The 24,913-nt window shown below is 60.9% G+C and carries 24 protein-coding genes; 9 read left to right on the forward strand and 15 right to left on the reverse strand.

Going from position 1 to position 24,913, the window contains the following annotated elements:
- Positions 1 to 68 precede the first annotated feature (68 nt).
- Positions 69 to 1,145 carry a 3-deoxy-7-phosphoheptulonate synthase gene (locus tag BLV20_RS09295; protein ID WP_092300111.1) on the forward strand — a complete coding sequence of 359 codons (1,077 nt, stop codon included), beginning with the start codon at positions 69 to 71 and terminating at the stop codon, positions 1,143 to 1,145.
- 63 nt (positions 1,146 to 1,208) lie between these two features.
- Here BLV20_RS09295 and BLV20_RS09300 read toward each other — a convergent pair whose 3' ends face one another.
- Positions 1,209 to 1,490, reverse strand: coding sequence for a GNAT family N-acetyltransferase (locus BLV20_RS09300; RefSeq protein ID WP_007931380.1), 282 nt, complete (start codon positions 1,488 to 1,490; stop codon positions 1,209 to 1,211).
- A gap of 678 nt (positions 1,491 to 2,168) precedes the next feature.
- Here BLV20_RS09300 and oprI point away from each other — a divergent pair.
- A complete protein-coding gene (oprI, locus tag BLV20_RS09305) occupies positions 2,169 to 2,420 on the forward strand; it encodes an outer membrane lipoprotei OprI (protein WP_003172710.1) in 252 nt (83 codons plus the stop codon).
- A gap of 126 nt (positions 2,421 to 2,546) precedes the next feature.
- Here oprI and BLV20_RS09310 read toward each other — a convergent pair whose 3' ends face one another.
- The 3 genes from BLV20_RS09310 to BLV20_RS09320 form a co-directional block, all read right to left on the reverse strand.
- Positions 2,547 to 3,515 (reverse strand): L,D-transpeptidase family protein, encoded by a 969-nt coding sequence (locus BLV20_RS09310; protein ID WP_092300114.1) that lies wholly within the window; start codon positions 3,513 to 3,515, stop codon positions 2,547 to 2,549.
- Between the two features lie 115 nt (positions 3,516 to 3,630).
- Entirely contained in the window at positions 3,631 to 3,924 is a 294-nt protein-coding gene (locus tag BLV20_RS09315) for a hypothetical protein (protein WP_007931378.1), read from the reverse strand.
- Positions 3,925 to 3,980: 56 nt separating this feature from the next.
- Positions 3,981 to 4,586, reverse strand: a complete 606-nt coding sequence (locus BLV20_RS09320; protein ID WP_092300117.1) for an arylesterase — start codon at positions 4,584 to 4,586, stop codon at positions 3,981 to 3,983.
- A 10-nt stretch (positions 4,587 to 4,596) separates the two neighbouring features.
- On the opposite strand from BLV20_RS09320, the gene BLV20_RS09325 reads away from it, so the two are divergent.
- The gene (locus BLV20_RS09325) at positions 4,597 to 5,280 is read left to right on the forward strand and encodes an ABC transporter ATP-binding protein (RefSeq protein ID WP_092300120.1); all 684 of its coding nucleotides are present in this window, start codon (positions 4,597 to 4,599) and stop codon (positions 5,278 to 5,280) included.
- Complete coding sequence (locus BLV20_RS09330) at positions 5,280 to 7,784, forward strand: ABC transporter permease (protein ID WP_092300123.1); 2,505 nt, start codon at positions 5,280 to 5,282, stop codon at positions 7,782 to 7,784. The genes BLV20_RS09325 and BLV20_RS09330 overlap by 1 nt, the downstream gene beginning before the upstream one ends.
- A 16-nt stretch (positions 7,785 to 7,800) precedes the next feature.
- Here the strand turns inward: BLV20_RS09330 and greB are convergent, their stop codons facing one another.
- Positions 7,801 to 8,274: a transcription elongation factor GreB gene (gene greB / locus BLV20_RS09335; RefSeq protein WP_092300127.1), complete on the reverse strand. Its 474-nt coding sequence runs from the start codon at positions 8,272 to 8,274 to the stop codon at positions 7,801 to 7,803.
- A 435-nt stretch (positions 8,275 to 8,709) separates the two neighbouring features.
- Here greB and BLV20_RS09340 point away from each other — a divergent pair, with 435 nt between their 5' ends.
- Positions 8,710 to 9,339: a response regulator transcription factor gene (locus BLV20_RS09340; RefSeq protein ID WP_092300130.1), complete on the forward strand. Its 630-nt coding sequence runs from the start codon at positions 8,710 to 8,712 to the stop codon at positions 9,337 to 9,339.
- A 69-nt stretch (positions 9,340 to 9,408) separates the two neighbouring features.
- Here the strand turns inward: BLV20_RS09340 and BLV20_RS09345 are convergent, their stop codons facing one another.
- The 3 genes from BLV20_RS09345 to BLV20_RS09355 all read right to left on the reverse strand — a co-directional run bounded on the left by BLV20_RS09345 (position 9,409) and on the right by BLV20_RS09355 (position 11,932).
- The gene (locus BLV20_RS09345) at positions 9,409 to 9,717 is read right to left on the reverse strand and encodes a hypothetical protein (RefSeq protein WP_092300133.1); all 309 of its coding nucleotides are present in this window, start codon (positions 9,715 to 9,717) and stop codon (positions 9,409 to 9,411) included.
- Positions 9,718 to 9,975: 258 nt separating this feature from the next.
- A complete protein-coding gene (locus BLV20_RS09350) occupies positions 9,976 to 10,410 on the reverse strand; it encodes a DoxX family protein (protein ID WP_038577146.1) in 435 nt (144 codons plus the stop codon).
- Between the two features lie 100 nt (positions 10,411 to 10,510).
- Entirely contained in the window at positions 10,511 to 11,932 is a 1,422-nt protein-coding gene (locus BLV20_RS09355; RefSeq protein ID WP_092300136.1) for an MltF family protein, read from the reverse strand.
- A 237-nt stretch (positions 11,933 to 12,169) separates the two neighbouring features.
- Here BLV20_RS09355 and BLV20_RS09360 point away from each other — a divergent pair, with 237 nt between their 5' ends.
- The 3 genes from BLV20_RS09360 (at position 12,170) to BLV20_RS09370 (ending at position 15,056) form a co-directional block, all read left to right on the forward strand.
- The gene (locus BLV20_RS09360; RefSeq protein WP_092300139.1) at positions 12,170 to 12,976 is read left to right on the forward strand and encodes a TatD family hydrolase; all 807 of its coding nucleotides are present in this window, start codon (positions 12,170 to 12,172) and stop codon (positions 12,974 to 12,976) included.
- Positions 12,977 to 13,061: 85 nt separating this feature from the next.
- A complete protein-coding gene (locus BLV20_RS09365) occupies positions 13,062 to 14,543 on the forward strand; it encodes a methyl-accepting chemotaxis protein (RefSeq protein WP_092300142.1) in 1,482 nt (493 codons plus the stop codon).
- Positions 14,544 to 14,693: 150 nt separating this feature from the next.
- Positions 14,694 to 15,056, forward strand: coding sequence for an Mpo1-like protein (locus tag BLV20_RS09370; RefSeq protein WP_092300145.1), 363 nt, complete (start codon positions 14,694 to 14,696; stop codon positions 15,054 to 15,056).
- Between the two features lie 7 nt (positions 15,057 to 15,063).
- Here the strand turns inward: BLV20_RS09370 and BLV20_RS09375 are convergent, their stop codons facing one another.
- The 3 genes from BLV20_RS09375 to BLV20_RS09385 all read right to left on the reverse strand — a co-directional run bounded on the left by BLV20_RS09375 (position 15,064) and on the right by BLV20_RS09385 (position 17,156).
- Positions 15,064 to 15,861, reverse strand: coding sequence for an acyl-CoA thioesterase (locus tag BLV20_RS09375; protein ID WP_092300148.1), 798 nt, complete (start codon positions 15,859 to 15,861; stop codon positions 15,064 to 15,066).
- A 106-nt stretch (positions 15,862 to 15,967) separates the two neighbouring features.
- Positions 15,968 to 16,735, reverse strand: a complete 768-nt coding sequence (locus BLV20_RS09380; RefSeq protein ID WP_092300151.1) for a CHAD domain-containing protein — start codon at positions 16,733 to 16,735, stop codon at positions 15,968 to 15,970.
- Positions 16,736 to 16,877: 142 nt separating this feature from the next.
- Positions 16,878 to 17,156: a hypothetical protein gene (locus BLV20_RS09385; RefSeq protein WP_092300154.1), complete on the reverse strand. Its 279-nt coding sequence runs from the start codon at positions 17,154 to 17,156 to the stop codon at positions 16,878 to 16,880.
- Positions 17,157 to 17,396: 240 nt separating this feature from the next.
- On the opposite strand from BLV20_RS09385, the gene BLV20_RS09390 reads away from it, so the two are divergent.
- Positions 17,397 to 18,437, forward strand: coding sequence for a patatin-like phospholipase family protein (locus BLV20_RS09390; RefSeq protein ID WP_092300157.1), 1,041 nt, complete (start codon positions 17,397 to 17,399; stop codon positions 18,435 to 18,437).
- A gap of 81 nt (positions 18,438 to 18,518) precedes the next feature.
- Here the strand turns inward: BLV20_RS09390 and BLV20_RS09395 are convergent, their stop codons facing one another.
- The 4 genes from BLV20_RS09395 to kdpB form a co-directional block, all read right to left on the reverse strand.
- A complete protein-coding gene (locus BLV20_RS09395) occupies positions 18,519 to 19,214 on the reverse strand; it encodes a response regulator (protein WP_092300160.1) in 696 nt (231 codons plus the stop codon).
- A gap of 113 nt (positions 19,215 to 19,327) precedes the next feature.
- Positions 19,328 to 21,979 carry a sensor histidine kinase gene (locus BLV20_RS09400; protein ID WP_092300163.1) on the reverse strand — a complete coding sequence of 884 codons (2,652 nt, stop codon included), beginning with the start codon at positions 21,977 to 21,979 and terminating at the stop codon, positions 19,328 to 19,330.
- A 169-nt stretch (positions 21,980 to 22,148) separates the two neighbouring features.
- Complete coding sequence (gene kdpC / locus BLV20_RS09405; protein ID WP_092300165.1) at positions 22,149 to 22,703, reverse strand: potassium-transporting ATPase subunit KdpC; 555 nt, start codon at positions 22,701 to 22,703, stop codon at positions 22,149 to 22,151.
- 105 nt (positions 22,704 to 22,808) lie between these two features.
- On the reverse strand, positions 22,809 to 24,908 hold the full coding sequence (kdpB, locus tag BLV20_RS09410) for a potassium-transporting ATPase subunit KdpB (RefSeq protein WP_175540162.1): 2,100 nt from the start codon (positions 24,906 to 24,908) through the stop codon (positions 22,809 to 22,811).
- Between the last annotated feature and the right edge of the window lie 5 nt (positions 24,909 to 24,913).

The following is a 24,913-nucleotide window of genomic DNA, read 5'->3' on the forward strand; positions in this document are numbered from 1 at the left end:
TAAATCCGCTGTGCACCGCCGCGCGGGGATCGCTGGCGGCCGGCACCCGTGACCTGACGAGTAACACGATGGCTGATTTACCGATCAACGACCTTAACGTCGCCTCCAACGAAACCCTGATCACTCCCGATCAGCTCAAGCGTGACATTCCTCTGAGCGATGTCGCCTTGCGCACCGTGACCAAAGGTCGCGAAGTGATCCGCAATATTCTCGATGGCACCGACCACCGCCTGTTCGTCGTCATCGGCCCTTGCTCGATCCACGACATCAAGGCTGCCCACGAATATGCCGAACGCCTGAAAGTCCTGGCCGCCGAAGTCTCCGACACCCTTTACCTGGTGATGCGTGTGTACTTCGAAAAACCGCGGACCACCGTTGGCTGGAAAGGCTTGATCAACGACCCCTACCTGGACGACTCGTTCAAGATCCAGGACGGTCTGCATATCGGTCGCCAACTGCTGCTGGACCTGGCCGAAATGGGCCTGCCGACTGCCACTGAAGCGCTGGATCCGATCTCCCCGCAGTACTTGCAGGACTTGATCAGCTGGTCGGCGATTGGCGCGCGCACCACCGAATCCCAGACCCACCGCGAAATGGCCTCGGGCCTGTCTTCGGCGGTCGGTTTCAAGAACGGCACCGATGGCGGTCTGACCGTTGCCATCAACGCCCTGCAATCGGTTTCCAGCCCTCACCGCTTCCTCGGCATCAACCAGGAAGGCGGCGTATCCATTGTTACCACCAAGGGCAATGCCTACGGTCACGTGGTTCTGCGCGGTGGCAATGGCAAGCCGAACTATGATTCTGTCAGCGTCGCCCTCTGCGAACAGGCGCTGAACAAGGCGAAGATCAAGCCGAACATCATGGTCGACTGCAGCCACGCCAACTCCAACAAGGACCCGGCCTTGCAGCCGCTGGTAATGGAGAACGTGGCCAACCAGATTGTCGAAGGCAACCAGTCGATCATTGGCCTGATGGTTGAAAGCCACCTGAACTGGGGCTGCCAGGCAATTCCCAAGGACCTGGCCGAACTGCAATATGGCGTGTCGATCACCGATGCCTGCATCGATTGGGAAAGCACCGAGAAAACCTTGCGCAGCATGCACGCCAAGCTCAAGGACGTCCTGCCGAAACGGGTTCGTAACTGATCCCGTATCGCAGACACAAAAACGCCGGGCCAAGCCCGGCGTTTTTTTTGGGGACGTCCCCGCTCAGAGCTTCGCGGCGTGACGCTGATGGCGCTCCATATAGCGCTCCACATATGAGCACGACGGAATTACCGTGTAGCCCATACGGTCAGCATATTCCAACGCCTGCTCGGTCAGTGCCGCAGCGATACCACGGCCACGCAACGCGTTAGGCACGAACGTCCGATAAATATCCAGGGTCTGCTTACCCAGGTCCATATAGGTCAGGTAGGCACGATGACCGTCCACATTGGTCTCGAACTGATGACCAGCCTGGTCATGGTGGATGGACAACGCCTCGCTCATCACTACTCCTCGCGGGTCTTGGATTCTGACCCCTACCTTACCGATGTTTTTCCGGCGAAGGAACAACTCTACGCCACCCCGTGCCTGTCAGGACACCGAGAAGAGCTTGTCGCTCTCGCATGACCGAGCACGTTTCAAATAGTAGGCACCATTGGCGCCAATGCTCAAGGGACGCTTGTGCTCCAGCTACTGGCGGCAGGCCAGTTTAGCGTCGACGCAGCCCCCGAAAACCTGTTCCAGATACATGCGTAGCGGTCGATCAAAGCGCCTGATGATCAACAACCTGAACATCGCCGGATGTTGAGATTTAAGACGAGCCCGCCCATTTAAAGTCACCTCAACATGGACAAAGATGCGTGAGACGCCCCGCAGAATCTGAACAAAAGTGTAGACGAATCGATATAGATAGACTTTGTCCTACATTCCGCAAGCGCTGTGCAAAGAGGCTCTACGGCAGATTCGGTTAACAAGCGCAAGCTCCCAACTGGGTGACAAGGTTGCGTATTTTTTATACAGATCGATAAAAAGTTGCTCGAAAAAGATTCAACGCCTAGAATTTTTTTTGCTTCTTGCGCTACGTCAGTTTACTTACTACAAGTAATGGGTAGTATGTACGCCGGCCATTTCATCACTCGGATGAGATAGCTACTTAATAGAAAGTCCTTGAAGGGGAACACGATGAACAACGTTCTGAAATTCTCTGCTCTGGCTCTGGCCGCAGTTCTGGCTACCGGTTGCAGCAGCGTATCCAAAGAAACCGAAGCTCGTCTGACTGCAACTGAAGACGCAGCAGCTCGCTCCCAGGCTCGTGCAGACGAAGCCTACCGTAAAGCTGATGAAGCTCTGGCTGCTGCTCAAAAAGCACAACAGACTGCTGACGAAGCTAACGAGCGCGCTCTGCGTATGCTGGAAAAAGCTAGCCGCAAGTAATAGTCCCTCGGGATTGTTATCGAGCCGACCCATTTATTGGGTCGGCTTTTTTATTGCCCGGGTTTTCTTGCGGCAATAAAAAACCCGTCGACGCCCTGAAGCCTCGACGGGTTGTCGTTTCAGCCGTTATTGCTGCATATCGATAGGCAGCGCCGATGCCACGGGGGCATTAGTCGGTATGGCGATCTCTACTGGCAAACCATCTTCGGCCGCCACCACGTCGCGCACCACATCCCAGTTCATTCGCAGGTTATTGGCCAGGTCTTCACGCTTGAGCAAGGCATTGATCACCGCAGTGTGCTTGTCCACGACCGAAGGATTACCTTTGTCATCCAGTGGCGTGTGGGCCTCCAGATAGACTTTGCCAGCGCTGATACCAAACTTGTACGGGTCGTTGAGAATACGTACCGATGTTCCCACCGGCACCATGCTCGCCATTTCCAGGACGTTATTGTTGAACATCCGGAAACAGCCATGGCTGGTGCGCATGCCAATACCGAACTTCTTGTTCGAACCGTGGATCAAGTAGCCCGGCGTCCCCAGGGTAAATTTGAATGGCCCCAACGGGTTATCCGGCCCCGCCGGCACCACGTTTGGCAGCGGGTCACCGTCAGCCGCATGCTCGGCCTTGATCGAGGCAGGCGGAGTCCAGGTCGGATTCGGGGTTTTCGCGACAATGCTGGTATGGGCGATCGGCGATCCCCAACCTTCCCGGCCAATGCCCAGGGGGAAGGTATAAACCACGTCCCGCCCTTTCGGGTAGTAATACAGGCGATATTCGGCCAGGTTGATCACGATGCCTACACGAGGCCCCGGCGGCAGGATGAAGCGCGTCGGCAACACCACTTCGGTACCTGCACCCGGCAACCAGGGGTCGACTCCCGGGTTGGCCGCGACCATCTCGTAATAGCCCAGGTCGTAGGTCGTGCCCAGATCGGCGAAGGTGTCTTCGTACTTGGCCTTGATTACCTGTACCTGACCGACGATATCTTCGCCTGGTGGAGGTAGAGGCAGTTCCAATGCGGCAACAGGGCCGGCCACACACAAGGCGGCAAGCGTCAGGCAACGGGTGACGACAGGAAAGCGCGGCAACATCCGGAAAATCCTTCGCATGATCAACGAGTAAAAAAAGTGATTGTACACCCGCCCACAGGGCTGCGGGAGCGGCAGCTGTAACAGCATAAGGGTGACCGGGCGGGACCTTGCTGTCTTAGAGTTCGAAACGCAACTCTGGCCAGATCGGTGGCGTACCACGCTTTTGCGATTCGAGGATTGCCCGACACAACGGACACAGACGCTGATCCTGGAAAATGGTCCGGTCGACACTCGACCAGCGCGGTTGCGCGGGCAGCAAGGTGCCACACAAGGTGCGATCGGCAGATCCACCCAACTCCAGCTGACGCGTCACCAGATGCACCCGGACTTCCTGGCAGGCGAACAGGTCGAGCTGTTCGTCAGGCTCGATCAGTTGGTAGGCAAACAGGGACCAGGCGGGACGCGGCATCGGGGGCTCCAAATCGGGGGCGCCACATTAGCCGAAACACTGCCGGTAGAAAAGCGTCAAAGCAGCGGTTTTAGCGTCGGCCAGACATTTTCCAGCAACTTGCCCTGAGCGGTGACCGCAGGGTGGATGCCATCAGCCTGCATCATCTCGGGATGGCCACCGACCCCTTCCAGGAAAAACGGCACCAGCGGCACGCTTTTTTCGCTCGCAAGCCTGGTGTACACCTCGGCGAATGCCTGGGTGTAGCGCACGCCGTAATTGGGTGGCAATTGCATGCCAAGCAACAGCACCTTGGCACCACTGGCCTTGGAGCTGTCGATCATCGAAGCAAGATTTTGTTGCAATTGCGTTGGCAGCTGCCCACGCAAGCCATCGTTGCCGCCCAGTTCGAGAATCACCAGCTCCGGCTTATGCTCTGCAAGCAGCGCCGGCAGGCGCGCCTGGCCCCCTGCGCTGGTGTCTCCACTGATGGAAGCATTGACCACCTTATCGTTGAAACCTTCGCTCTTGAGCCGCTGCTCGAGCAATGCCACCCACCCCTGCCGGGTATCCAGGCCGAAAGCCGCGCTGATACTATCGCCAACGATCAGGACTGTACCTGCCGCTGCGTTCTGGGCCATGCACATCAAGGCCAGGCCAGCACTCAAAAACCACACACGCATCGGATTCTCCATGGGCGCAAGCATTCTCACTGCGCGGAACCTTAGCAAAGTGGTTCCCAGCGCGGAAGGTGAACTGACCATCCTGCACGAACTCAGCCTGGAACTGAACAAAGGCGACAGCCTGGCCATCGTCGGCAGTTCCGGCTCCGGAAAATCCACCCTGCTCGGCCTGCTGGCCGGGCTCGACCTGCCCAGCAGCGGCGAAGTCACTCTGGCCGGCCGCGGCCTGAGCAGCCTGGACGAGGATCAGCGCGCGCGGATCCGCGCGGAACATGTGGGTTTTGTCTTCCAGTCGTTCCAACTGCTCGACAGCCTCAATGCCCTGGAGAACGTCATGTTGCCCATGGAGTTGGACGGCCGTCGGGATGCCCGCGAGCGCGCAACGGAACTGCTCCAGCGCGTCGGCCTCGGGCAGCGCCTGAGCCACTCCCCGCGGCAGCTCTCAGGTGGCGAACAACAGCGGGTGGCCATTGCCCGAGCTTTCGCCGCCGAACCTGACGTGCTGTTCGCCGACGAGCCGACCGGCAACCTGGACAGCCATACCGGCGAGCGCATCAGCGACCTGCTGTTCGACCTGAACAAGGAAAGCGGCACGACGCTGGTCCTGGTCACCCACGATGAACGCCTGGCCCATCGCTGCCGGCGCCTGATCCGTCTTGAAGCCGGCCTGCTGGTCGCCCCACTGGAGCCTTGATGGCACGCCTGCCGCTGTTGCGCCTGTTCAGCCTTGCCATTCGCCAACTCCTGCGCGACGCCCGCGCCGGAGAACTGCGGGTATTGTTCTTCGCCCTGGTCGTGGCGGTAGCCGCCAGCACCGCCATCGGCTATTTCGGCGCGCGCCTCAACGGCGCAATGCTACTGCGCGCGACGGAGTTTCTTGGCGCGGACCTGCTGCTTGAAAGCAGCTCTCCGGCAAGGCCCGAACAGATCCAGAGCGGCCGGGAACTGGGCCTGCAACATGCGCAGGTGGTGGAATTCTCCAGCGTGATCGCCACCGACAACGGCATCCAGCTTTCCAGTATCAAAGCCGCAGACGACGCCTACCCGCTACGCGGCGAACTTAAAAGTGCCCCGGCCCCCTACGCGGCGGAAGAAACCGGCGGCGGCCCACAACCGGGCGAAGCCTGGGTCGAAGGCCGATTGTTGACGGCGCTGGACCTGAAAATCGGCGACAGCATCGACGTCGGCATGAAAACTCTCCGCCTGATCCGCGTACTGACTTACGAGCCGGATCGCGCCGGCAACTTCTACAGCCTGACCCCCAGGGTGCTGATCAACCTCAGCGACCTGAACGCCACCGGCGTGGTGCAGCCGGGCAGCCGGGTTAGCTATAAAGAGCTCTGGCGCGGCCCGGGAGCGGCCCTGGAAACCTACCGCCAATTGATCAAACCCGGCCTGGCGGCCAACCAGCGCTTGCAGGATGCCCGTGATGGCAATCGCCAGATCGGCGGAGCCCTGGGCAAGGCCGAACGCTACTTGAACATGGCCAGCCTAGTGGCGGTATTGCTGGCAGGCGTGGCGGTTGCCCTCTCCGCTGCGCGCTTCGCTTCCCGCCGCTTCGACGCCAGCGCACTGCTGCGCTGCCTGGGCCTGTCCCGCCGGGAAACCATGTTGCTGTTTACCCTGCAATTGGCCCTGCTCGGTATCCTGGCCAGCGTAGTGGGCGCACTGCTCGGCTGGCTCGCCCAGCTTGGACTGTTCTATCTATTACATGACTTGCTACCCACCGATGTGCCTCCCGGCGGGCTTCTCCCTGCTGTCGCCGGCATCGGCACCGGCCTGGTGGCACTCGGCGGGTTCGCCTTGCCGCCACTGGCGGCGCTGGGACGTGTCCCACCCTTGCGGGTGCTACGTCGCGACCTGCTGCCGATCCCCTCGAGTACCTGGATGATTTACGGCACGGCGTTACTGGCCCTGGGCCTGATCATGTGGCGCCTGAGCCTGGACCTGCTGCTGACCTTCGCCTTGCTCGGCGGCGGCGTCATTGCCGCCCTGGTTCTGGGCGGGTTATTGCTGCTGGCGCTGCAGAGCCTGCGCCGCTTGCTGGCCAGGGCGTCGCTGCCGTGGCGCCTGGGGTTGGGTCAGTTGCTGCGACATCCCTTGGCCGCTGCCGGACAATCCCTGGCCTTCGGCTTGATTCTGCTGTCGATGGCCCTGATTGCGTTATTGCGCGGCGAGTTGCTCGACACCTGGCAAAACCAGTTGCCAAAAAACGCCCCCAACTATTTCGCGCTGAATATCCTGCCCGCGGACAAGCAGGCCTTCACGGACAAGCTAGTGGCACTTTCCGCGCCTTCCGCGCCGCTGTATCCGGTGGTGCCAGGGCGGCTGATCAGCATCAACGGCGAACCGGTCCGGGAAATCGTCAGCAAGGATTCCAGCGGCGACCGCGCCGTACAACGGGACTTGAGCCTGACCTGGGCCGCGGATCTACCCGCGGGCAATAAGATCACCAGCGGCTCGTGGTGGGCCCAGCAGCCCGAAGGGGATCTGCCTGGCGTCTCGGTCGAGGCCCAAGTCGCCGAAAGCCTGAAACTCAAGCTCGGCGACCAGATGATGTTCAGCGTCGGTGGAGTCAATCGCGAGGCCAGGGTGACCAGCCTGCGGGAAATCAACTGGGACAATTTCCAGCCCAACTTCTTCATGATTTTTCAGCCGGGCACGCTGCGGGACCTGCCCGCCACCTACCTGACCAGCTTCTATCTGGCCGCGGGGCACGACCAGCAAGTGGTCGAATTGTCTCGGGCCTTCCCGGCGGTGACCATCCTGCAGGTGGAGGCCTTGCTCGAACAACTGCGCAGCATCCTGGCCCAGGTCACCCTGGCCGTGGAGTACGTGCTGCTGTTTGTACTGGCCGCCGGCATGGCGGTGCTATTTTCCGGGTTGCAGGCCACCCTGGACGAACGTATTCGCCAAGGCGCGCTGCTACGAGCACTGGGAGCGGAGCGACAGTTACTGGTCAAGGCCCGGCGAATCGAATTCGGGCTCCTGGGGGCCGTCAGCGGGTTACTGGCTGCATTGGGATCGGAGTTGGTAAGCCTGGTGCTCTATCGGTTTGCCTTCGACCTGCCTTGGCATCCTCATCCCTGGCTACTGCTCCTGCCCGTTATCGGCGCCTTGCTGATCGGCGGGGCCGGTGTCTATGGAACGCGCCGGGCATTGAACGCCAGCCCGCTGACAGTACTGCGCGAGGGGTAAAACCCTCGCATGCGGTTCACTTCACATATTCAATCTGATTGATCCACCAGCACATCTCTCCGCCAGGTGTCTGCACCAGCGCTTCGTCGCCGACTTCCTTCTTCAGCAGCGCCCGGGCCATGGGCGAATCGATAGAGATGTAATCTTTCTGCCCATATATCTCGTCGTAACCAACGATGCGCAAGTGCTTGGTTTCGCCCTCCTCATTCTCGATATCAACCCAGGCGCCAAAAAATACCCGGCCTTCCTGTTCCGGTGAGTAGGACACCACCTTCATGTCTTCGAGCCGCTTGCGCAGGTAGCGCACTCGTCGGTCGATTTCCCTCAGCAGTTTCTTGTTGTATTGGTAATCAGCGTTTTCACTCCGGTCCCCCAGGGAAGCGGCCCAAGTTACTTTTTGCGTCACATCCGGACGTTTCTCCCGCCACAGGTAATCCAGCTCTTTTTTCAGAGCTTCGAAACCTTCCTGCGTAATGAGCTTGGTACTCAATTGGTTAATTCCCCATGCAGCGCCTTGTGGGCTGTTCAGCATTATTGGATGAGCGATGCAGGTGCCCTTGTGCCTTGGACGATGCTCGCCATCTTGAGCGAGAACCATGATAAATGAACCTGCTCGACTGCCTCTACTTTACCCACAAAAAGCGTGAACTCACTCATTGGGCATAAAACAGACAGCCATAAAAATATAACCAACTTCCCGACAAGCAACCGTCATTCGAAACGCAACCTGCCCGATATTCAATACTTTAAAACATTAGCGCCAAACCCCAGCCAAGGCCCGAGAAACAAGGCCAACGGCGGTATGTTTGACGTACAAGTAAAACGTCATTCAGCTCATCTATGACACTATAAGATTCGTCTGATTTGCTTTTCAGATGAGGTGGATAACATACCTGAATAATCATCAAGACATCGAGATGCCTATATGGGAAGTATCATTATTGTCGACGATCATCCGTTGATTCGACTCGCTACAAGAACCGTTCTGGAGCCTCATGGACATCATATCGTCGCAGAGGCAGACAATGGAGCAGACGCTGTCCAGCTGGTACGCAAGCATCTTCCAGACCTGCTCATCCTGGATTTGAACATACCCAATCTCGACGGTTTTTCCGTCATCTCACATATAAAATCCGCCGGATTGCCTACAAAAACCCTGGTGCTGACTTCCAGCAACTCCAAGAACTTCGCATTGCGTTGCTTACAAGCCAGTGCAGCCGGTTTTCTGTGCAAGAACGATAATCTGAACGAACTGGCCAATGCGGTAAAAGCCATATTATCGGGTTATAGCTATTTCCCCGAAGATACCATCAGCACCTTGCAACAGAATACAAACGCCGCCTGTCAGGAAAGTGTGTTGATTGCCCAGCTGACAGACCGGGAAATCACCGTCCTGAAACTATTGGCGAGCGGTCTGAATAATCAGAAAATTGCCGATGCCCTGCTGATCAGCCACAAGACGGTGAGCACTTATAAGGTCAGGCTGCTAAAACGGTTCAACGTTTCCAATCTGGTAGCACTGGCGGAGTTGGCCAAACGCAACTCCGTGGTTTAAACCCTGGATATGGATCGAGCCTTGGAACTCGGAAATATCAGCAAACTTCAACCTCGACAAGGCCGATCACTACCTACGGGTGATCAAGCCTTGGCGAGCCACACGGGTCAGATGCCGGATGACTTCAGCAGCATTTTCCGAGCTGGGCGCCTGTATTACTGCGAGATCAAAACTGTCGTTGGCAAAACGCGCCAAGGACTCGCCGTCTTCGATGAACTGGATCAGAAAAGCCGCAGGGCCTGTGCTGCGACGTGGCCAGCCGTCGAGATAACGCAGCAATGTGGGCTGGTGGGTGCCGCCAAGCAGAATTTTTGGATTGCGCTGAACAAGATTCGCCGTGATTGGCGCCAGACGTACAGGAGGGTGGAGTGCATTCATCGTGTCGTGTCTCTGCCTCAATTTTCTGCCGGGCAGGTGAGAGGCAACACCGAACCAGCGCTTTAGCGGTATTTCGAAGCCCGTCGAGCTTCTATCGGTGATATCCCCATCACCTGGCGCCCCGCAAGTAGCTGTTTAAATCGGCGCATAAGCGGCAATCCTAGAGAAGCCGACGGGGTAGTGTCAAGAATCCCCAATAATGAAATCGACAATGAAAAAAGGCCCGCTACAAGCGGGCCTTTGGGCATTTGCTGGAAGTTACTTGGCGATCGCGGCATCAAGCGATAATTTGCCCGCACCTTCGATCAGAACCGCGATAGTGCCACCGAGCAGAGCCAGGGCGAACTCATAACCATTGTTCGCCATGAACAGGCCATTGCTGATATGCACGGAGAAAATCGCGACCAGCAAAGTGAAGCTCAACCCCAACGCAGCAGGACGTGCCAGCAGGCCGATAATCAGCGCCAGACCGCCAAAGAACTCGGTCCCCCCGGCCAGCAACGCCATCAAATGTCCCGGCGCCAGACCAATGCTCTCCATCCACTGTGCCGTACCGGCCAACCCATAACCGCCAAACAGGCCGAAGAGTTTTTGCGCGCCATGAGCGGCGAAAATGATGCCGACAAAAACTCGCAGGACAGTCAGGCCATAACCTGCGCGGGTGCTCAGTACAGTTTTGATCAGTGTGCTCATGCTGTGTAGTCCTTTGTAGTGGGGGTATGGGTCGCTATATTAATCATAAAAACTCATGTTAAAAGTGCAAAAATAGCAAGATAACAATCAAGTTTATCGATTATTTCCGTGAGACGACCTTACGCGCTTGCGGCTCCAACGATTCGCGTTCCCGGTCAAACGCCAGATAGTATTTGTTGACGCTATTAACATAGCTGACGGCGCCCATTCCGACCTGCTCCATGGCAATGCGCTCTACCTGGAAAAACCACTGGTTGGGATTCAACCCGCGCCGTCGGGCTTCGGTCCGCATACCCTGCACACGCTCCGGCCCCATGTTGTAGGCCGCGAGGACAAACGCCATGCGTTCGCGCTCGTTGAGCTTGGGGCTGGCAAAGAATTTGCGCCGGATCAACGCCAGGTACTTGGCGCCGGCCAGGACATTGTTGTCGAGCGTCTGGATGTTACTTACCCCGACCCGCTGGGCAGCCGAGGGAGTGATCTGCATCAGGCCGGTCGGGCCGCTGCCGCTCCTGGCATTGGGCTGCAACGACGACTCCTTGAAGGCCAGGGCCGCCAGGTTCAACCAGTCCATGTTCTGTGCATCGGCATGCTTTTGTAATACCGGGCGCAGTTTTTCCAGACGCTGGCGATCGGCCCGAGTCAACGGATTATGGACTTGGTAAAGGCGCCGATAGATGCGCAAGAAAGCAACGTCCTGATCGGCTGGTGCCTTATACACCTTCAGAAAACGATCGATGCTCGCCCGCAGCATCGAAGCGTCACGCCGCACGAACCAATGCTCCTGGCCTGGCTCGCTGATAACCAGTTGCCGATCGAAACGCAGCTTTGGCAGGACTTTTCCCCAGCGCTCGGCAATGGGCTTTTCGACGATGGTCAGGTGAAAAATTCCGCCCTGAACCATTTCCAGGACATCTTCGACGGCCAGGCTCGGGTCGACCCATTCAACCTTGATCGGCGCCAGCTTATGCAGCGCCAGCTTCTGGTTGATCTGGCTCACCGCATCCCCGGCGGCACTGCCCGTGGTCAACGCCAGTGTCTTGCCGGAAAGCTGCTCGAGGCGGGTATAACGCCGCTCGCCCTTGATGCCCACCAGCAACAGCGGGACGTTGCTGGCAACCGGCTCGCTGGGGCTCACCGCCTGCCCCGGTAGCGCCTCCAGTAATTCTCCCGGAGCCACCAGATCCCCTTCCCCACGCAGCAGCGCACCGAGCAGCTGATCCTTGGCTTTGGGAATGATCTTAAGACTGATTTCCTGACCGTCGCGGGCATGGCCATTGAGGTATTGCTCAAAGGCACGCAGGCGGTGGTATTCGACGCCGATGGCCTGCCCCTGGACCTCGCCGGAGCTGTTGCGGCTCTGGTTGACCAACACCCGCAAGACCCGACTGCCGCGAATTTCCGCCAGGTCGCGAACCTTGCCCGCAACAGCGGCTTCCGGAGGGCCAGCCAAGCGCGCAACCGCCGGCAGGGGCAGCAGCAACGACAAGCACAACGCTAGCAAAACCGAGGGTCGCGTCATCCGCTCTCCGGGAAGAATACTGGCCGTTTAATCGAACACGGGCGAAAAAACGAACGACAGAAACAGAGCGCCTAGAGCGCTGACAAGATGCGAAAGACTGGCACAACCACGGCAGGCACACCAACCACGGCCTTTCTTCCGGCAGCAAGAGACAGCTTCAACTCATTGTAGTTCTTGGCTTTTCTTATAAATCTACAAGCTCTGATATGCTTTCCGGCCGCAGGCGGAGATAGCACCATGCAACTCATCGATATCGGCGTCAACCTGACCAACCCGAGTTTCGCCGAAAAACACCGGGCAGTACTCGACCGCGCCTATGCCGCCGGTGTCTGCCAATTAGTGCTGACCGGCACCAGTGTCGAAGGCAGCGAACAGGCGCTCGAACTGTCGCGGCAATTGGACGAAAGCGGTCGCCAGTTATTTTCTACCGCCGGTATTCATCCGCACTGCGCCAGCGATTGGAATGCCGACAGCGCACAGCGCCTGCGCAGCCTGCTCAAGGAAAATAGCGTCAAGGCCGTGGGAGAATGCGGCCTGGATTTCAATCGGGATTTCTCGCCCCGCGCGCAGCAGGAAAAAGTCCTGGAAGAACATCTGGCGCTGGCCGCTGAACTGCAACTGCCAGTATTTCTGCATGAACGCGACGCCAGCCAGCGGCTGCTGGAAATACTCCGCGATTTCCGCGATCGGTTGCCGGCCGCGGTGGTGCATTGTTTCACCGGTGAACAGCGCGCGCTGTTCAACTACCTGGATCTTGACCTGCACATCGGCATTACCGGGTGGATCTGCGATGAACGCCGCGGCACTCACTTGCACCCTCTGGTACGCGAGATTCCCCGCGGGCGCTTGATGCTCGAAAGCGATGCCCCCTATCTGTTGCCCCGCAGCTTGCGCCCCAAACCGAAAAACGGTCGCAACGAACCGGCCTACTTGACCGAAGTGTTGCGCGAGGTGGCCCTGCATCGAGGTGAAAGCCAGGAAGAACTGGCGGCCCACAGCACTGCCAGCGCCCGGGCCTTTTTCGACTTGCCCGATATTGCTTGATGCATATCAAAATTCGGCACTCTGCATAGCGGCACAATAATGGCACCTTGCCAATACTGTTCCGCTTAATCAGAGAAGACCTTCCATGGGTGCCTGGCTCAGCAATATCTCACTGAAATACAAGTTCTGGGCGGTCAATGCGGTCGCCTTCGTCACCACGCTGTTATTGGTCCTGTACGCCGTCCAGCTGGAACAACACGCGCGTAGCCAGGCCTCGCAAAACTCCGCCAAGGCTCAAGCCAGCCTGCTCGGCGCCTGGCCCACCGGGCAGACGCTGCCCAGCGCTGAAAATATATTGAGCTTCGCTGCCGGCCAAATTCCCAGCCTCGACAAACGCCCCTTACCGCAATTGAGCAATGCCAAGGGATGGGTGGCGCTCGATGAAATGCCACTGTTCGGTGAAAACCCGCTGATTGGTGCACAAGTGCTGCGCCGTCCCGATGGCCAACAGGTTGCAGTGCTTGCCCATGGGCCGAGCCTGCACCAGGTGTTCAGCGAACGCTTCAGCCAATACGCGCTGGCCGTGCTGGTCCTAATGCTGGCAATGCTGGGAGCTTCGCAACTGCTGATCCGTTTTCTGCTCAGCCAACTGAACACCCTCAAGGATGTGATGCTGCACGTGGAAAAGACCGGCGACCTGTCGGCCCGCGTGCCCTTGTCATGCACGGACGAAGTCGGCCAGATGGCCAGCGCCTTCAACGCGATGCAGGCGGGTTACCAGCGAGTGGTCAATACAGTCGCCAACACCGCCCGGCAGCTGGATATCGGTGCCGCGCGCCTGGCATCGAGCATGAACGATGTGCGTCACGGCATGCTGGGCCAGCAAAGCGAAACCGATCAGGCCGCGACAGCGATCAACGAGATGTCCGCCACCGTCTATCACATCGCCCAGCATGCCGGGGCCACGCGAGACCGCTCGCAGACCGCCGACGCCCTCGCCGGCAGCGGCCAGGAAGTAGTGGGCCGCGTGCAAAAGTCCATTGCCGGGCTCTCCACTGGCGTGCAACAGACCGCCGAGATGATCCAGCGCCTGGCCGAGGACAGCCAGAAGATCAATGGCGTGGTCAATGTGATCCACAGCATTGCCGAACAAACCAACCTGCTGGCGCTCAACGCCGCGATCGAAGCGGCGCGCGCGGGTGAAATGGGCCGGGGGTTCGCGGTCGTTGCCGATGAAGTACGCAACCTCGCCAAGCGGGTGCAGACCTCGACCGACGAAATCACCCGGATGGTCTCCGCCCTGCAAGCCGGTACTCGCGACGCGGTGGACTTCATGCAGGAAAGCTCATTCAAGGCGGATGACTGTGTACAGCAGGCACAGGAAGCCGGTGCAGCCCTGGAGGAAATCACCGCTGCCGTGGCGCAGATGCGTGAAAGCAATACTCAGATTGCGGTGGCGGCCGAGCAGCAAAGCCAAGTGGCGGAAGAAATGAACCGCGCCGTGGTGAGTATTCGCGACGTCACCGAAAACACCGTGCAGCAGACCGTCGACTCGGCGACCACCAGCAACGAACTGGCGACCCTGGCTGGGGAACTGAGCAAGGCCATCGGTCAATTGAAGCTGTAAACCGCGACTTTCGCTCCTGCAGGATCGACCTGCCTGCAGGAGCTGCTCCCCTGCCAGCCTATCGCCCCCATAGCCAGCCTTGATTCGCCGACGCCCCGCGTGGGGCCTATCCTTTGATGCATAGGCTTCTACGAATCAAGGATCGCAGTCATGGGCAAACGTCACCCCAACCTCCCCGCCTGGCAATGGCGCTCCTACCCGCATAACCACCGCAACCCGACCAACCTGGTGTTGCATCTGATTGCGGTGCCGTTGTTCATTGTCGGCTTTCTGTTGCTGGTTTCAGGGGTGTTCGGCTTGAACTTCACCAACGTCGCCATAGGCGTGGTCGGCCTGATCGCGGCCTTGGGCCTGCAGCGTCACGGCCACAGCCTGGAGGCCCAGGCCGCCGAGCCTTTCAGCGACCGTAAAGATGCGGTCCAGCGCCTGCTGGTAGAACAATTCGTGACCTTTCCACGTTTCGTCCTCAGCGGCGCCTGGTGGCGTGCATGGCGCAAGCGCCACCGGCATTGAGAAGGTTTCAGCCGAAGATGGTGACCGTCTGGCGGCTGAGCGCGATCAATTGACCTTCCGCACTCCAGAGTGTCGCAGCCGCATGCCCGTAACCGTCACGGGCATGTTCGATACTGACCCGGTATTTGCACCAGTCCAGGGTGCTCAACGCCTGCAGCGGCTGCACGAATTCAATGGTCCAGGTCAGGGTGCTGCCGGGCGCCGGGCTGGTCAGGTGTGGTAGCAAGGCCGGTGGCCAGGCGTCCACCAGCGCGAGGATGTGCGACTCGCTCATGGGCTCTTCCTTCACATCGCCACGCAGGCGCACCCAGCCCCCCATATCCCGCGATTTGTTACCGGTAAACGGCATGCCACCGATGCTCCAGCGCATTGCCAAATAGCGCATGAACGCCGGTGTCACGCCCTCGATGCAAGGCAGCTCCGGGCATTCGTCCCAATGCTTCATGGCCGGCGCTTGCTCGGCGACGACCGAGACCTCGGATGGGCGAGAAGCACCGAAACTTCCCTGCACCAGCGTCACCACCTGGCCGTCCTGCACGGCGCGCCCCAGCACCTGGCTGACGGCCTTGCCCTCGCGCAGCACCTCGACTTCGAAGCTGACCGGCACATCAGGGCTAACCGGCCCGACAAAGGTGATCGCCAAAGAGCGTACTGGACGCTCGGCGGGGACTTTTGCGCGCATGGCCTCATACTGCAAAGCCGCTACCAAGCCGCCAAAGCTGGCCCGCCCCTGCGCCCAGTCGGCTGGAATGGACAGCTCCAACGGGGTCTGGCGGACGGCATCAAGCAAGTCGCAAAAGCGCATGAGAACCTCAGGTCAAAAGAGAGATTCGAGGATCTTAACCAGCAGCAGCCAGCCATCAAGCATTTATACCCGCCAAAAATACTGGCAGATAAGCCGCCAGGCGATTTCAGGAGCGGAAGCAGGCAGCGCTCAGTTTGTCGAGTACCCGATCGGCACGGGCCTCGGCTTTGTGCATGGTGGCATGCCAGACCGGAACACAAGGCAACAGGTCTGCCTGCCGCTCGGCCTGGGCCAGCCATTGCCAGCAATCATGCCAGTCGCCCAGCGCGCCCTGGGCGTCCTTCAAGAGAGAAACCGCCTTGGGCGACAATTCGGCAAGCTCGGGGTAAGCCTCGGCGGCGTAGCGCACACGCTTGATCAGCAGGCGTAGGCGGTGCCGATCATGAGCCGGATCATGCAGGGCCTGATCCAGTGCCTTCCATTGCTTGGCCAGGCGTTTTTCGATGCGCTTGCGCAAGCCACGCAACAGTTCCTGACGCTGCGCCGCCCGCAGGAAACGCGGAAAGGCATCGATCACCAGCAACAGTTGCTTGAGTTCGGCACCGGTCGCCACCGCCCGATATTCATCCGCCAAGCCGGTGGTACGACGCTCGGCGGCCTGATGGTAATCATGCTTGTGCAGGTACGCGGCCAGGACCTCGCGGTCGCGCAGCGGCGTCGTCAATTGCCCGACCGCCGAAGCAGCCGCTTCCAACTGTTCGACGCCCGGCAAGCCGCGCAGCGCCCGCAACAAGCTGCGCAGGCGACGCACCGTAGTGCGCAGATCGTGCAGCGCCTCGGCATCGGTCACCGCCAGCAACCGTGCCTGGCACGCCAACAAGCGCACCTCCAGTGCCAATACCTGTGCCACCAACCGATCAACCAAGGCAGACATCATGATCCTCGAAACGAATGGCCCGGTCCGCAGCACAAAGGCTGCGACCGGGCTCTGGCAGGATGGGCAGGCGTAACACGACGCCTGCGAGACTGAAACTGAAGAGCGCTCTTCAGTCTAGCGGCAAACGGCGCGACCGCGATCAGCGACCGGCGCGCGACTCACGAATATAGAAACGGGCTTTCTCGGCTTTTTTGGTGCAACCCTCGAAGGCTTCGAATTGCTGCTGGGTCTTGGCACCGGTCAGCAGCGACAAGGCTTTGGAATAGCTGACCGTGCCAGCGAAGCCTTCAGCCTTGGCCAGGTCCAGTTCGCGCCAGGCCGCATCCAGTTGCGAACCGCAGCTGTCGCGATAGGCGGTCTTGCCGGCACAACCACCGAGTACCAATGCAATCAACGGCAGACAGATCCAGGCTTTCATCAATGACACCTCAAATTAGGGGAAAACAGTCGTGAATAAATAAGAACAATCGTTAACGTAAGACGATCGCCGCCGCAAAAAGTGCCTTGGCCCGCCCTGGCAATATAGCCGCGCGAGCATACCTTCATGCGGCAAAACATGGGAAAAATCCCTTTGCCCAAGGCCCGGACCGGCATCAGTGATTGAACCGAAACCCTCGATGGGTGCATTGTGGAAATCTGTCCGGCTAAGGATCGAGTCATGAAGAAGCGTGTCGCACTGGTCCTGGGCTCTGGTGGTGCCCGGGGTTACGCCCACATAGGGGTGATCGAAGAAATCGAAAGAAGAGGTTATGACATTGCCTGTGTCGCAGGCTGTTCCATGGGCGCGGTGGTCGGTGGCATCTACGCCGCCGGCAGGCTGGATGACTATCGCAGTTGGATCGAAAGCCTGGATTACCTGGACGTACTGCGACTGGTGGACGTCAGCTTTCGCCTAGGGGCGATACGCGGCGAGAAGGTGTTCGGCCAGATCCGCAAGATCGTTGGCGAAATCAACATCGAAGACCTGCGCATCCCCTACACGGCCGTGGCTACCGACCTGACCAACCAACAGGAAATCTGGTTCCAGGAAGGTTGCCTGCATCAGGCCATGCGGGCTTCGGCGGCGATCCCCAGCCTGTTTACGCCGGTCATGCAAGGCAATCGCATGCTGGTGGACGGCGGCTTGCTCAACCCGCTGCCGATCGTGCCGGTGGTCTCCAGCCACTGCGACCTGATTATTGCCGTCAACCTCAACTCGACCAACCAGCGTCGCTACCAATTGCCGGTGATCCAGCGCCCCGCCGCCTTCAAGAGCCGCTTCGACAGCCTGATCAATTCCCTGGGCTCGCACCTGCCCTTTCGCCGCAAGCAAGCCGAACAACTGCTGCTGCTCGAACAGGAGGCGCTGCGCAGCGAGGCAGCCGATGTTGGCGCGCCCTGGATCGAATCCGCCGAGCCTGAGGCCCAGCAACCGGCCGCGGCTCCGGAAACCGACGGCGCGCCAAAATCGGCGACCGGCTCGTTCATTATCGACAACGTCGGCCCCGCGTCCCTGCTGGACCTGATCAACCAGAGCTTCGAGGTCATGCAGACTTCGCTGGCCCAGTACAAGATCGCCGGCTATCCCCCGGACATCCTGATCAACGTGCCCAAGCGGGTATGCCGGTTCTTCGAGTTCTACAAGGCTCCGGAACTGATCGCACTGGGGCGGGAAATCGCCAGCGATACCCTGGACCGTTACGAAAACGAGCTGAATTGAAAGGGGTTTGCGGGGAACGGAATATGGCTATCGCGAACAAGCCCGCGCCTACAGAGCGAGCTTGCCCGCGATAAGCTCACCTCACTCCTGCGCTTCCAGCAACCGGTATCCCACTCCGGCCTCGGTCACGATAAAACGTGGCCGGGTCGGATCGTCCGCCAGCTTCTGTCGCAGGTGGCCGACCACAATACGCAGGTAATGACTGTCCTCGGTGTGCGTCGGCCCCCAGATGTCCTTGAGCAATTGCTGCTGGGTGATCACCCGTCCCGGATGCCGCGCCAGCTGCGCCAGTACGGCGTACTCCTTGCGCGTCAGCGCCACTTCGGCACCGTCGAGCAGGACCCGGCGATACGCCAGGTCCACGCTCAGCGGGCCAAAATTCAGGGCTGCCTCCTGCGCTTCGCCAGCGGGTGCCTGGCGCAACAACGCCCGAATCCGCGCGAGGAATTCCTGGATGCCAAAAGGCTTGGTCACATAATCGTTGGCGCCGCTGTCCAGCGCTTCGACCTTCTGCCCTTCGCTGGCCCGCACCGACAGCACCAGCACAGGTACGCCCGACCATTCGCGAAACTCGCGCAGCACCTGCTGGCCGTCCATGTCCGGCAGGCCAAGGTCGAGCACCAGCAGGTCCGGCTTGTTCAGCGCGGCCTGGGCCAGGCCCTCGTTGCCGGTGCCGGCCTCCAGCACCTTGTAGCCCTGGGACACCAGGCTGATACGCAGGAACTTGCGAATTTGCGGCTCGTCATCAATGACCAGGATGGTCGCGGTCTGGCTCATGGTTTTGCTTCAAGACAAATAAGTGGCGCAAGAGTAGCGCAGACCGCGCCCTGGATCGTAAAGAACATGTGCGGCCCTCCTGGCCTCGTTGGGTTGACGCTGTTTATCGGCACTCAGGCCTCTCCTTCAAGCTCGGGTTGCACTTGCAGCGGCAAGCACAGGGTGATGCAGGTGCCACGCCCCTCGATCCCCTCGCCCACGGTGATATGCCCCCCGTGTGCACCGACCATGCCCTGACAGATCGCCAGCCCCAGGCCGGTCCCCTGCCCGCCGCGATCGCCCCGTGCGGCGGTGTAGAACATGTCGAAAATCCGCGGTCGATCTTCCACAGGAATCCCCGGCCCCTCGTCGCTCACGGCAAACAGCAGCTCGGTATCGCTGGTCCCGACGCTCAGTTGCAAACGGCCGTTGGCCGGTGAAAAGCGCGCGGCGTTTTCCAGGACATTGATCAGCGCCTGTTCGATCAGCGCCGCATGCACGAACAGCAAAGGCAGTTCGGCCGGCAGCTCGGTGCTGACCTGCAGCGGCGCCAGCACCACGCGCAGGCGATTTATGGCGCTGCCAACGATATCGGCCGGCGCCACCCAGTCTCGCGCCAGCTTCAACGAGCCATGGCCGAGACGGGTCATGTCCAGCAGATTCTGAATGTAGCGATCCAGGCGCTCGGCTTCATCGCGTGTGCCTTCGAGCAGTTCGCGACGGTCTTCCAGCGGGATCGCCTCGCCCAGCGCCAACAGGCTGTCGATGCTACCGCGCATCGAAGTCAGCGGTGTGCGCAAGTCATGGGACACCGAGGCCAGCAGCGCACTGCGCAATTGCTCGGTTTCGCCATGCAGGCGCGCCGCTTCCAGGTCCTCGGCCAACTGTGCACGGGCCAGGGCCTGGGCCAGCGGCTGGCTCAAGGCGCTCAACAAGCGACGACGCTGAGCATTGAGCTCCTCGCCTTCTTTAGGGCACACCCCCAGCAAGCCCAGCGGACCTTCGTCGACAGATAACGGCCACCACCACCAACGCCCGAACGGCAGGGTTCCGGTGCCCCTCCCCGCCGGTTGATCGTGTTGCCAGGCCCAGTCGGCGGCGGCCCGTTCGGATTCGGAAAACTGCAGCGGCCCGCCTGTCTCGACCTTCCAGCCGCCCTGCCCGTCGCGATTGAGCAGGCACAGCTGCAGCTCTTTCCAGCCATTGAGATGCTGCGCCGCGGCGCTGATCACCGCCTGCCGGTCGGTGGCGGCCGTGAGTTTGCGTGACAGGTCCAGCAGTTCGCTGGTTTCTTCCTGGGTGTCGCGCAAGGCCTGCAGCTGCCGACGCTGGCGCGCCGCCAGGTTGCCGGTCAAGGCGGCCATCAACAGGAAGAACAGCAGCGTCAGCACGTCTTCCTCGCGCTGGATGCTGAAAGAGAACGTCGGCGGAATAAACAGGAAATCGTAGGTCAGGAACGACAGCGCCGCGCACACCAGCGCCGGCCCAAGGCTACTGCGCACCGCCACCAGCAGCACCGCGGCGAGGAACACCAGGGAGATGTTCGGCAGCGCCAATACGCTCGCCACCGCCCACGACAGCCCGGAAGCCAGGACCGTCGCCAGCACCGCCAGGGCATAGTCGAACCAGATCAGCGAACGCTCCGCCCGCAGGCGTGGCTGTCCGGGTTCGTCCTCGCTGTCGAGCACATTGATTTCCAGGCCCTGGGCATTGCGCAACAGGCGCGCCGCCAGGCCGCCGCCGAACAAGCGGCGGCGCAGGCGTTTGCGCGACTGCCCCACCAGCACCAGGCTCGCGCGTCGCTCCGCGGCATGCTGGATCAGGGTCTTGGCCACCTCGCCGGCGCGCAGCAGGACCACCTCACCCCCCAGGCGCTCGGCCAGTTGCTGGGCGCTTTGCAGGCGTTGGCGCGACTGCTCGTCGGGAGGCCGGCCGTTATCCACATGCACCAGGCTCCATGGCAAATGACGGCGCCGCGCGACATGACTGGCATGGCGCACCAGGCGCTCGGCCTGGGCATCACCGTCGACCCCCACCAGCAAGCGCCCACGCACTGCCGGCGCGGCCTGCCCAAGCTTGCGATAACCCTGGGCCAGATCGTCGTCGACCTGCGCCGCCGCGGCCTGCATCGCCAGCTCGCGCAACGCGGTGAGGTTGGTCTGGGTGAAGAACGCGTCGATCGCCGCCCGGGCCTGCTCCGGCACATACACCTTGCCTTCGCGCAGGCGCTCCAGCAGCTCGCGCGGCGGCAGGTCCACCAGCAGCAATTCGTAGGCTTCCTGCAACACCCAGTCGGGCAAGGTTTCGCGCACTTGCACGCCGGTAATGCCACGGACCTGGTCGTTGAGACTCTCCAGGTGCTGCACGTTGACCGTGGTGAAGACGTCGATGCCGGCCGCCAGCAATTCCTGGATATCCTGCCAGCGCTTGGCGTGCCGGCTGCCGGGGGCGTTGGTGTGGGCCAGTTCGTCCACCAGCACCAGCTTGGGCCTGGCCTTGAGCAGACCGTCGAGGTCCATCTCTTCGAGCATGACCCCGCGGTATTCGGAACGCACCAGCGGCTGCTGCGGCAAACCACTGAGCAAGGCTTCGGTTTCCGCGCGGCCGTGGGTTTCCACCACCCCGGCCAAAACCTTCACCCCCTGGCGCAATTGCGTGTGCGCCGCCTGCAACATGGCGTAGGTCTTGCCGACGCCCGGAGCGGCGCCCAGGAAGACTTTGAGCCGGCCGCGGCCGTCATGGGGCAGATCGGCTAACAGGGCGTCGGCGCGGCCGGAATCACTCATGCATTTTTCTCTCTGAATTCAAAAGACATCCCATCTGCAATCTAGCCGCTGACGAAGGCGGCGACCGGCCGCCAACCCGGTAGTAGAGGCGATCAGGCCGCAAATCCGTGAAACCTGATTTTACGGCCGCTGCGCAGCCGATCGCAGGCTGCGCCAGCGGCTACATGGGTCATTTCACGGCCAGGTGTTCCAGCGCCATGTTCAGCGCCAGCACATTCACCACCGGCGGGCCAACCAGCGGCTGCTCGACATGAGCGTCCACCAGTTGCTGCAGCGTGGCGAGCGGCAGGCTGCGAGCCGCTGCGACCCGCGCCAGTTGATAGTTAATCGCCGCCGGTGGCAAGTGCGGATCCAGGCCGCTGCCCGAAGTCGTCAGCAACGCCAGCGGTACCGGCCCCTGCCCGGGCACCGCCAGCTTGTTGGCCTCGTCGATCACGCGGGTGGCCAGGGCCGGGTTGCTCGGCGCCAGGTTGCTCGCGCTGCTGGACACCGTGGCAAAGGCCCCGGCCGATGGGCGCGGGTGGAACCAGCTGTCGCCGCTGAAATCCTGGGCGATCAAGGCCGAGCCACGAACCTGGCCCTCGCCGTCGAGCACCAGGCTGCCATTGGCCTGTTTCGCAAACGCCACCTGGGCCACACCGGTGACCGCCAGCGGATAGGCCACGCCAGTGATCAGGGTCATCAACACAATCAGGCTCAAGGCCGGACGCAATACACTAGACATTCTCAAATCCTCGATTCGGTTAACAAACCCAGCAGGAGCCAGCTTGCCGGCGCCAGGCGCCGCGCGGTGCGTCAGGCACGACGCTCGCTCCTGCGGGGGATGCAGTTACACCAGGTGCAAAGCGTTCAGCAGCATGTCGATCAGCTTGATGCCCAGGAACGGCACCAGGATCCCGCCCAGGCCGTAGATCAGCAGGTTGCGGCGCAGCAGATGGGCCGCGCTGGCCGCCTGCACCCGCACCCCGCGCAGGGCCAGCGGGATCAGCACGACGATGATCAGGGCGTTGAACACGATCGCCGAAAGAATCGCGCTCTGCGGGCTGCTCAACTGCATGACGTTGAGCACCCCGAGCTGTGGATAAATCGCCGCGAACAGCGCCGGCAGGATCGCGAAATACTTGGCTATATCGTTGGCAATGGAAAAGGTGGTCAGGGCGCCACGGGTGACCAGCAGCTCCTTGCCGATCTGCACCACGTCTAGCAGCTTGGTCGGATCGCTGTCGAGGTCGACCATGTTCGCCGCTTCGCGCGCCGCCTGGGTGCCATCGTTCATCGCCATGCCGACGTCGGCCTGGGCCAGCGCCGGGGCGTCGTTGGCGCCGTCGCCGCACATGGCGACCAGGCGACCGTCATTCTGCTCGTGGCGAATGCGCGCCAGCTTCTTCTCCGGCGTGGCTTCGGCCAGCACGTCATCTACCCCGGCCTCGGCGGCGATGGCGGCGGCGGTCAGCGGGTTGTCGCCGGTGACCATCACGGTGCGGATCCCCAGCTTGCGCAGCTCGGCGAAACGCTCGCGAATGCCTGGCTTGACCACGTCCTTGAGGTGGATGGCCCCCAGCAGTTTGCCCTCGGCGCACACCAGCAACGGCGTGCCGCCGCTCTGGGCGATCTTGTCGATCTCGCGGGACAGCGCCGGCGCCAGGTCGCCGCGTTGCAGGCCGACGAAGGTCAGCACCGAATCCACCGCGCCCTTGCGATAGACCCGCCCTTGATAGTCGACACCGGACAGCCGGGTCTCGGCACTGAACGGCACGGCGGTCAGCGCTTCGGTGCCGGGCTCGGGCTGTGGATAAAGTCCACGCAGGTATTCGACGATGGATTTGCCTTCGGCCGTGTCGTCCGCCAGCGAGGCCAGCAAGGTCGCCTCGGCCATTTCCTGGTTGTTGACCCCGGGCGCTGCGTGGATGGCCGCGCAACGACGGTTGCCGAAGGTGATGGTGCCGGTCTTGTCCAGCAGCAGCACATGCACATCGCCCGCTGCTTCCACTGCGCGGCCGGATTTGGCGATCACATTCAGCCGTACCAAACGGTCCATCCCGGCGATCCCGATGGCCGACAGCAGGCCACCGATGGTGGTCGGAATCAGGGTCACCAACAACGCCACCAGGAACACCAGCGGCAGGCTGCCATTGGCAAAATGGGCGAACGGCTGCAGGGTCACGACCACGATCAGGAAGATCAGGCTCAGGCCGATCAGCAGGATGTCCAGGGCCACTTCGTTCGGGGTCTTCTGGCGCTTGGCGCCTTCTACCAGGGCGATCATGCGGTCGAGGGTCGATTCGCCCGGATTGCTGGTAATGCGCACCAGCAACCAGTCGGATACCAGCCGGGTATTGCCGGTCACGGCCGAGCGATCGCCGCCGGACTCGCGAATGACCGGAGCCGATTCGCCAGTGATGGCCGCTTCGTTGACCGCGGCAATGCCTTCGATGACCTCACCGTCGCCGGGAATCATTTCCCCGGCATCGACGCGCACCACATCGCCTTTGCGCAAATTGGCGGCCGGGATCACCTGGAAACTACCATCGGCTTTCTTCAGGCGCGCACTCAGGCCTTCGCTGCCGGCCTTGAGGCTGTCGGCGCGGGCCTTGCCACGGCCTTCGGCCAGGGCCTCGGCGAAGTTGGCGAACAGCACGGTGAACCACAGCCAGAGGGCGATCTGCGCGGCGACGAAGGTCGGGACCGTGGTCTCCGGCAAGAAGCACAGCACGGTAGTGAAGATGGCGGTCAGCTCGACCACCAGCATTACCGGCGAACGTTTCAACTGGCGCGGGTCGAGCTTGACGAAGGCCTGCACCAGCGCCGGACGCCACAGGGCCGCGATCGAGGTTTTCTGTTGTTCGTCGGTTGTGTGTTTCGAAGCCGCGGCTTTGACGCCGGGCATTTCGGTTACGGCCTTCTTGGAGGAAGGAACATGCATATTCATCGTTA

The organism is Pseudomonas sp. NFIX28, assembly GCF_900107395.1.
Taxonomy (GTDB): domain Bacteria; phylum Pseudomonadota; class Gammaproteobacteria; order Pseudomonadales; family Pseudomonadaceae; genus Aquipseudomonas.

Excerpts from the sequence above, each read along its gene's own strand:
- BLV20_RS09350 (WP_038577146.1), bottom strand. The coding sequence starts at position 10,410 with ATGAGCACACTGATCAAAACTGTACTGAGCACCCGCGCAGGTTATGGC.
- BLV20_RS09370 (WP_092300145.1), top strand. The coding sequence starts at position 14,694 with ATGGGCAAACGTCACCCCAACCTCCCCGCCTGGCAATGGCGCTCCTAC.
- BLV20_RS09315 (WP_007931378.1), bottom strand. The coding sequence starts at position 3,924 with ATGCCGCGTCCCGCCTGGTCCCTGTTTGCCTACCAACTGATCGAGCCT.
- BLV20_RS09295 (WP_092300111.1), top strand. The coding sequence starts at position 69 with ATGGCTGATTTACCGATCAACGACCTTAACGTCGCCTCCAACGAAACC.
- kdpB (WP_175540162.1), bottom strand. The coding sequence starts at position 24,908 with ATGAATATGCATGTTCCTTCCTCCAAGAAGGCCGTAACCGAAATGCCC.
- BLV20_RS09345 (WP_092300133.1), bottom strand. The coding sequence starts at position 9,717 with ATGAATGCACTCCACCCTCCTGTACGTCTGGCGCCAATCACGGCGAAT.
- BLV20_RS09325 (WP_092300120.1), top strand. The coding sequence starts at position 4,597 with ATGGGCGCAAGCATTCTCACTGCGCGGAACCTTAGCAAAGTGGTTCCC.
- BLV20_RS09355 (WP_092300136.1), bottom strand. The coding sequence starts at position 11,932 with ATGACGCGACCCTCGGTTTTGCTAGCGTTGTGCTTGTCGTTGCTGCTG.
- BLV20_RS09400 (WP_092300163.1), bottom strand. The coding sequence starts at position 21,979 with ATGAGTGATTCCGGCCGCGCCGACGCCCTGTTAGCCGATCTGCCCCAT.
- BLV20_RS09365 (WP_092300142.1), top strand. The coding sequence starts at position 13,062 with ATGGGTGCCTGGCTCAGCAATATCTCACTGAAATACAAGTTCTGGGCG.
- kdpC (WP_092300165.1), bottom strand. The coding sequence starts at position 22,703 with ATGTCTAGTGTATTGCGTCCGGCCTTGAGCCTGATTGTGTTGATGACC.
- BLV20_RS09375 (WP_092300148.1), bottom strand. The coding sequence starts at position 15,861 with ATGCGCTTTTGCGACTTGCTTGATGCCGTCCGCCAGACCCCGTTGGAG.
- BLV20_RS09310 (WP_092300114.1), bottom strand. The coding sequence starts at position 3,515 with ATGTTGCCGCGCTTTCCTGTCGTCACCCGTTGCCTGACGCTTGCCGCC.
- BLV20_RS09340 (WP_092300130.1), top strand. The coding sequence starts at position 8,710 with ATGGGAAGTATCATTATTGTCGACGATCATCCGTTGATTCGACTCGCT.
- BLV20_RS09330 (WP_092300123.1), top strand. The coding sequence starts at position 5,280 with ATGGCACGCCTGCCGCTGTTGCGCCTGTTCAGCCTTGCCATTCGCCAA.
- BLV20_RS09390 (WP_092300157.1), top strand. The coding sequence starts at position 17,397 with ATGAAGAAGCGTGTCGCACTGGTCCTGGGCTCTGGTGGTGCCCGGGGT.
- BLV20_RS09395 (WP_092300160.1), bottom strand. The coding sequence starts at position 19,214 with ATGAGCCAGACCGCGACCATCCTGGTCATTGATGACGAGCCGCAAATT.
- BLV20_RS09380 (WP_092300151.1), bottom strand. The coding sequence starts at position 16,735 with ATGTCTGCCTTGGTTGATCGGTTGGTGGCACAGGTATTGGCACTGGAG.
- BLV20_RS09385 (WP_092300154.1), bottom strand. The coding sequence starts at position 17,156 with ATGAAAGCCTGGATCTGTCTGCCGTTGATTGCATTGGTACTCGGTGGT.
- BLV20_RS09300 (WP_007931380.1), bottom strand. The coding sequence starts at position 1,490 with ATGAGCGAGGCGTTGTCCATCCACCATGACCAGGCTGGTCATCAGTTC.
- BLV20_RS09320 (WP_092300117.1), bottom strand. The coding sequence starts at position 4,586 with ATGCGTGTGTGGTTTTTGAGTGCTGGCCTGGCCTTGATGTGCATGGCC.
- BLV20_RS09360 (WP_092300139.1), top strand. The coding sequence starts at position 12,170 with ATGCAACTCATCGATATCGGCGTCAACCTGACCAACCCGAGTTTCGCC.
- oprI (WP_003172710.1), top strand. The coding sequence starts at position 2,169 with ATGAACAACGTTCTGAAATTCTCTGCTCTGGCTCTGGCCGCAGTTCTG.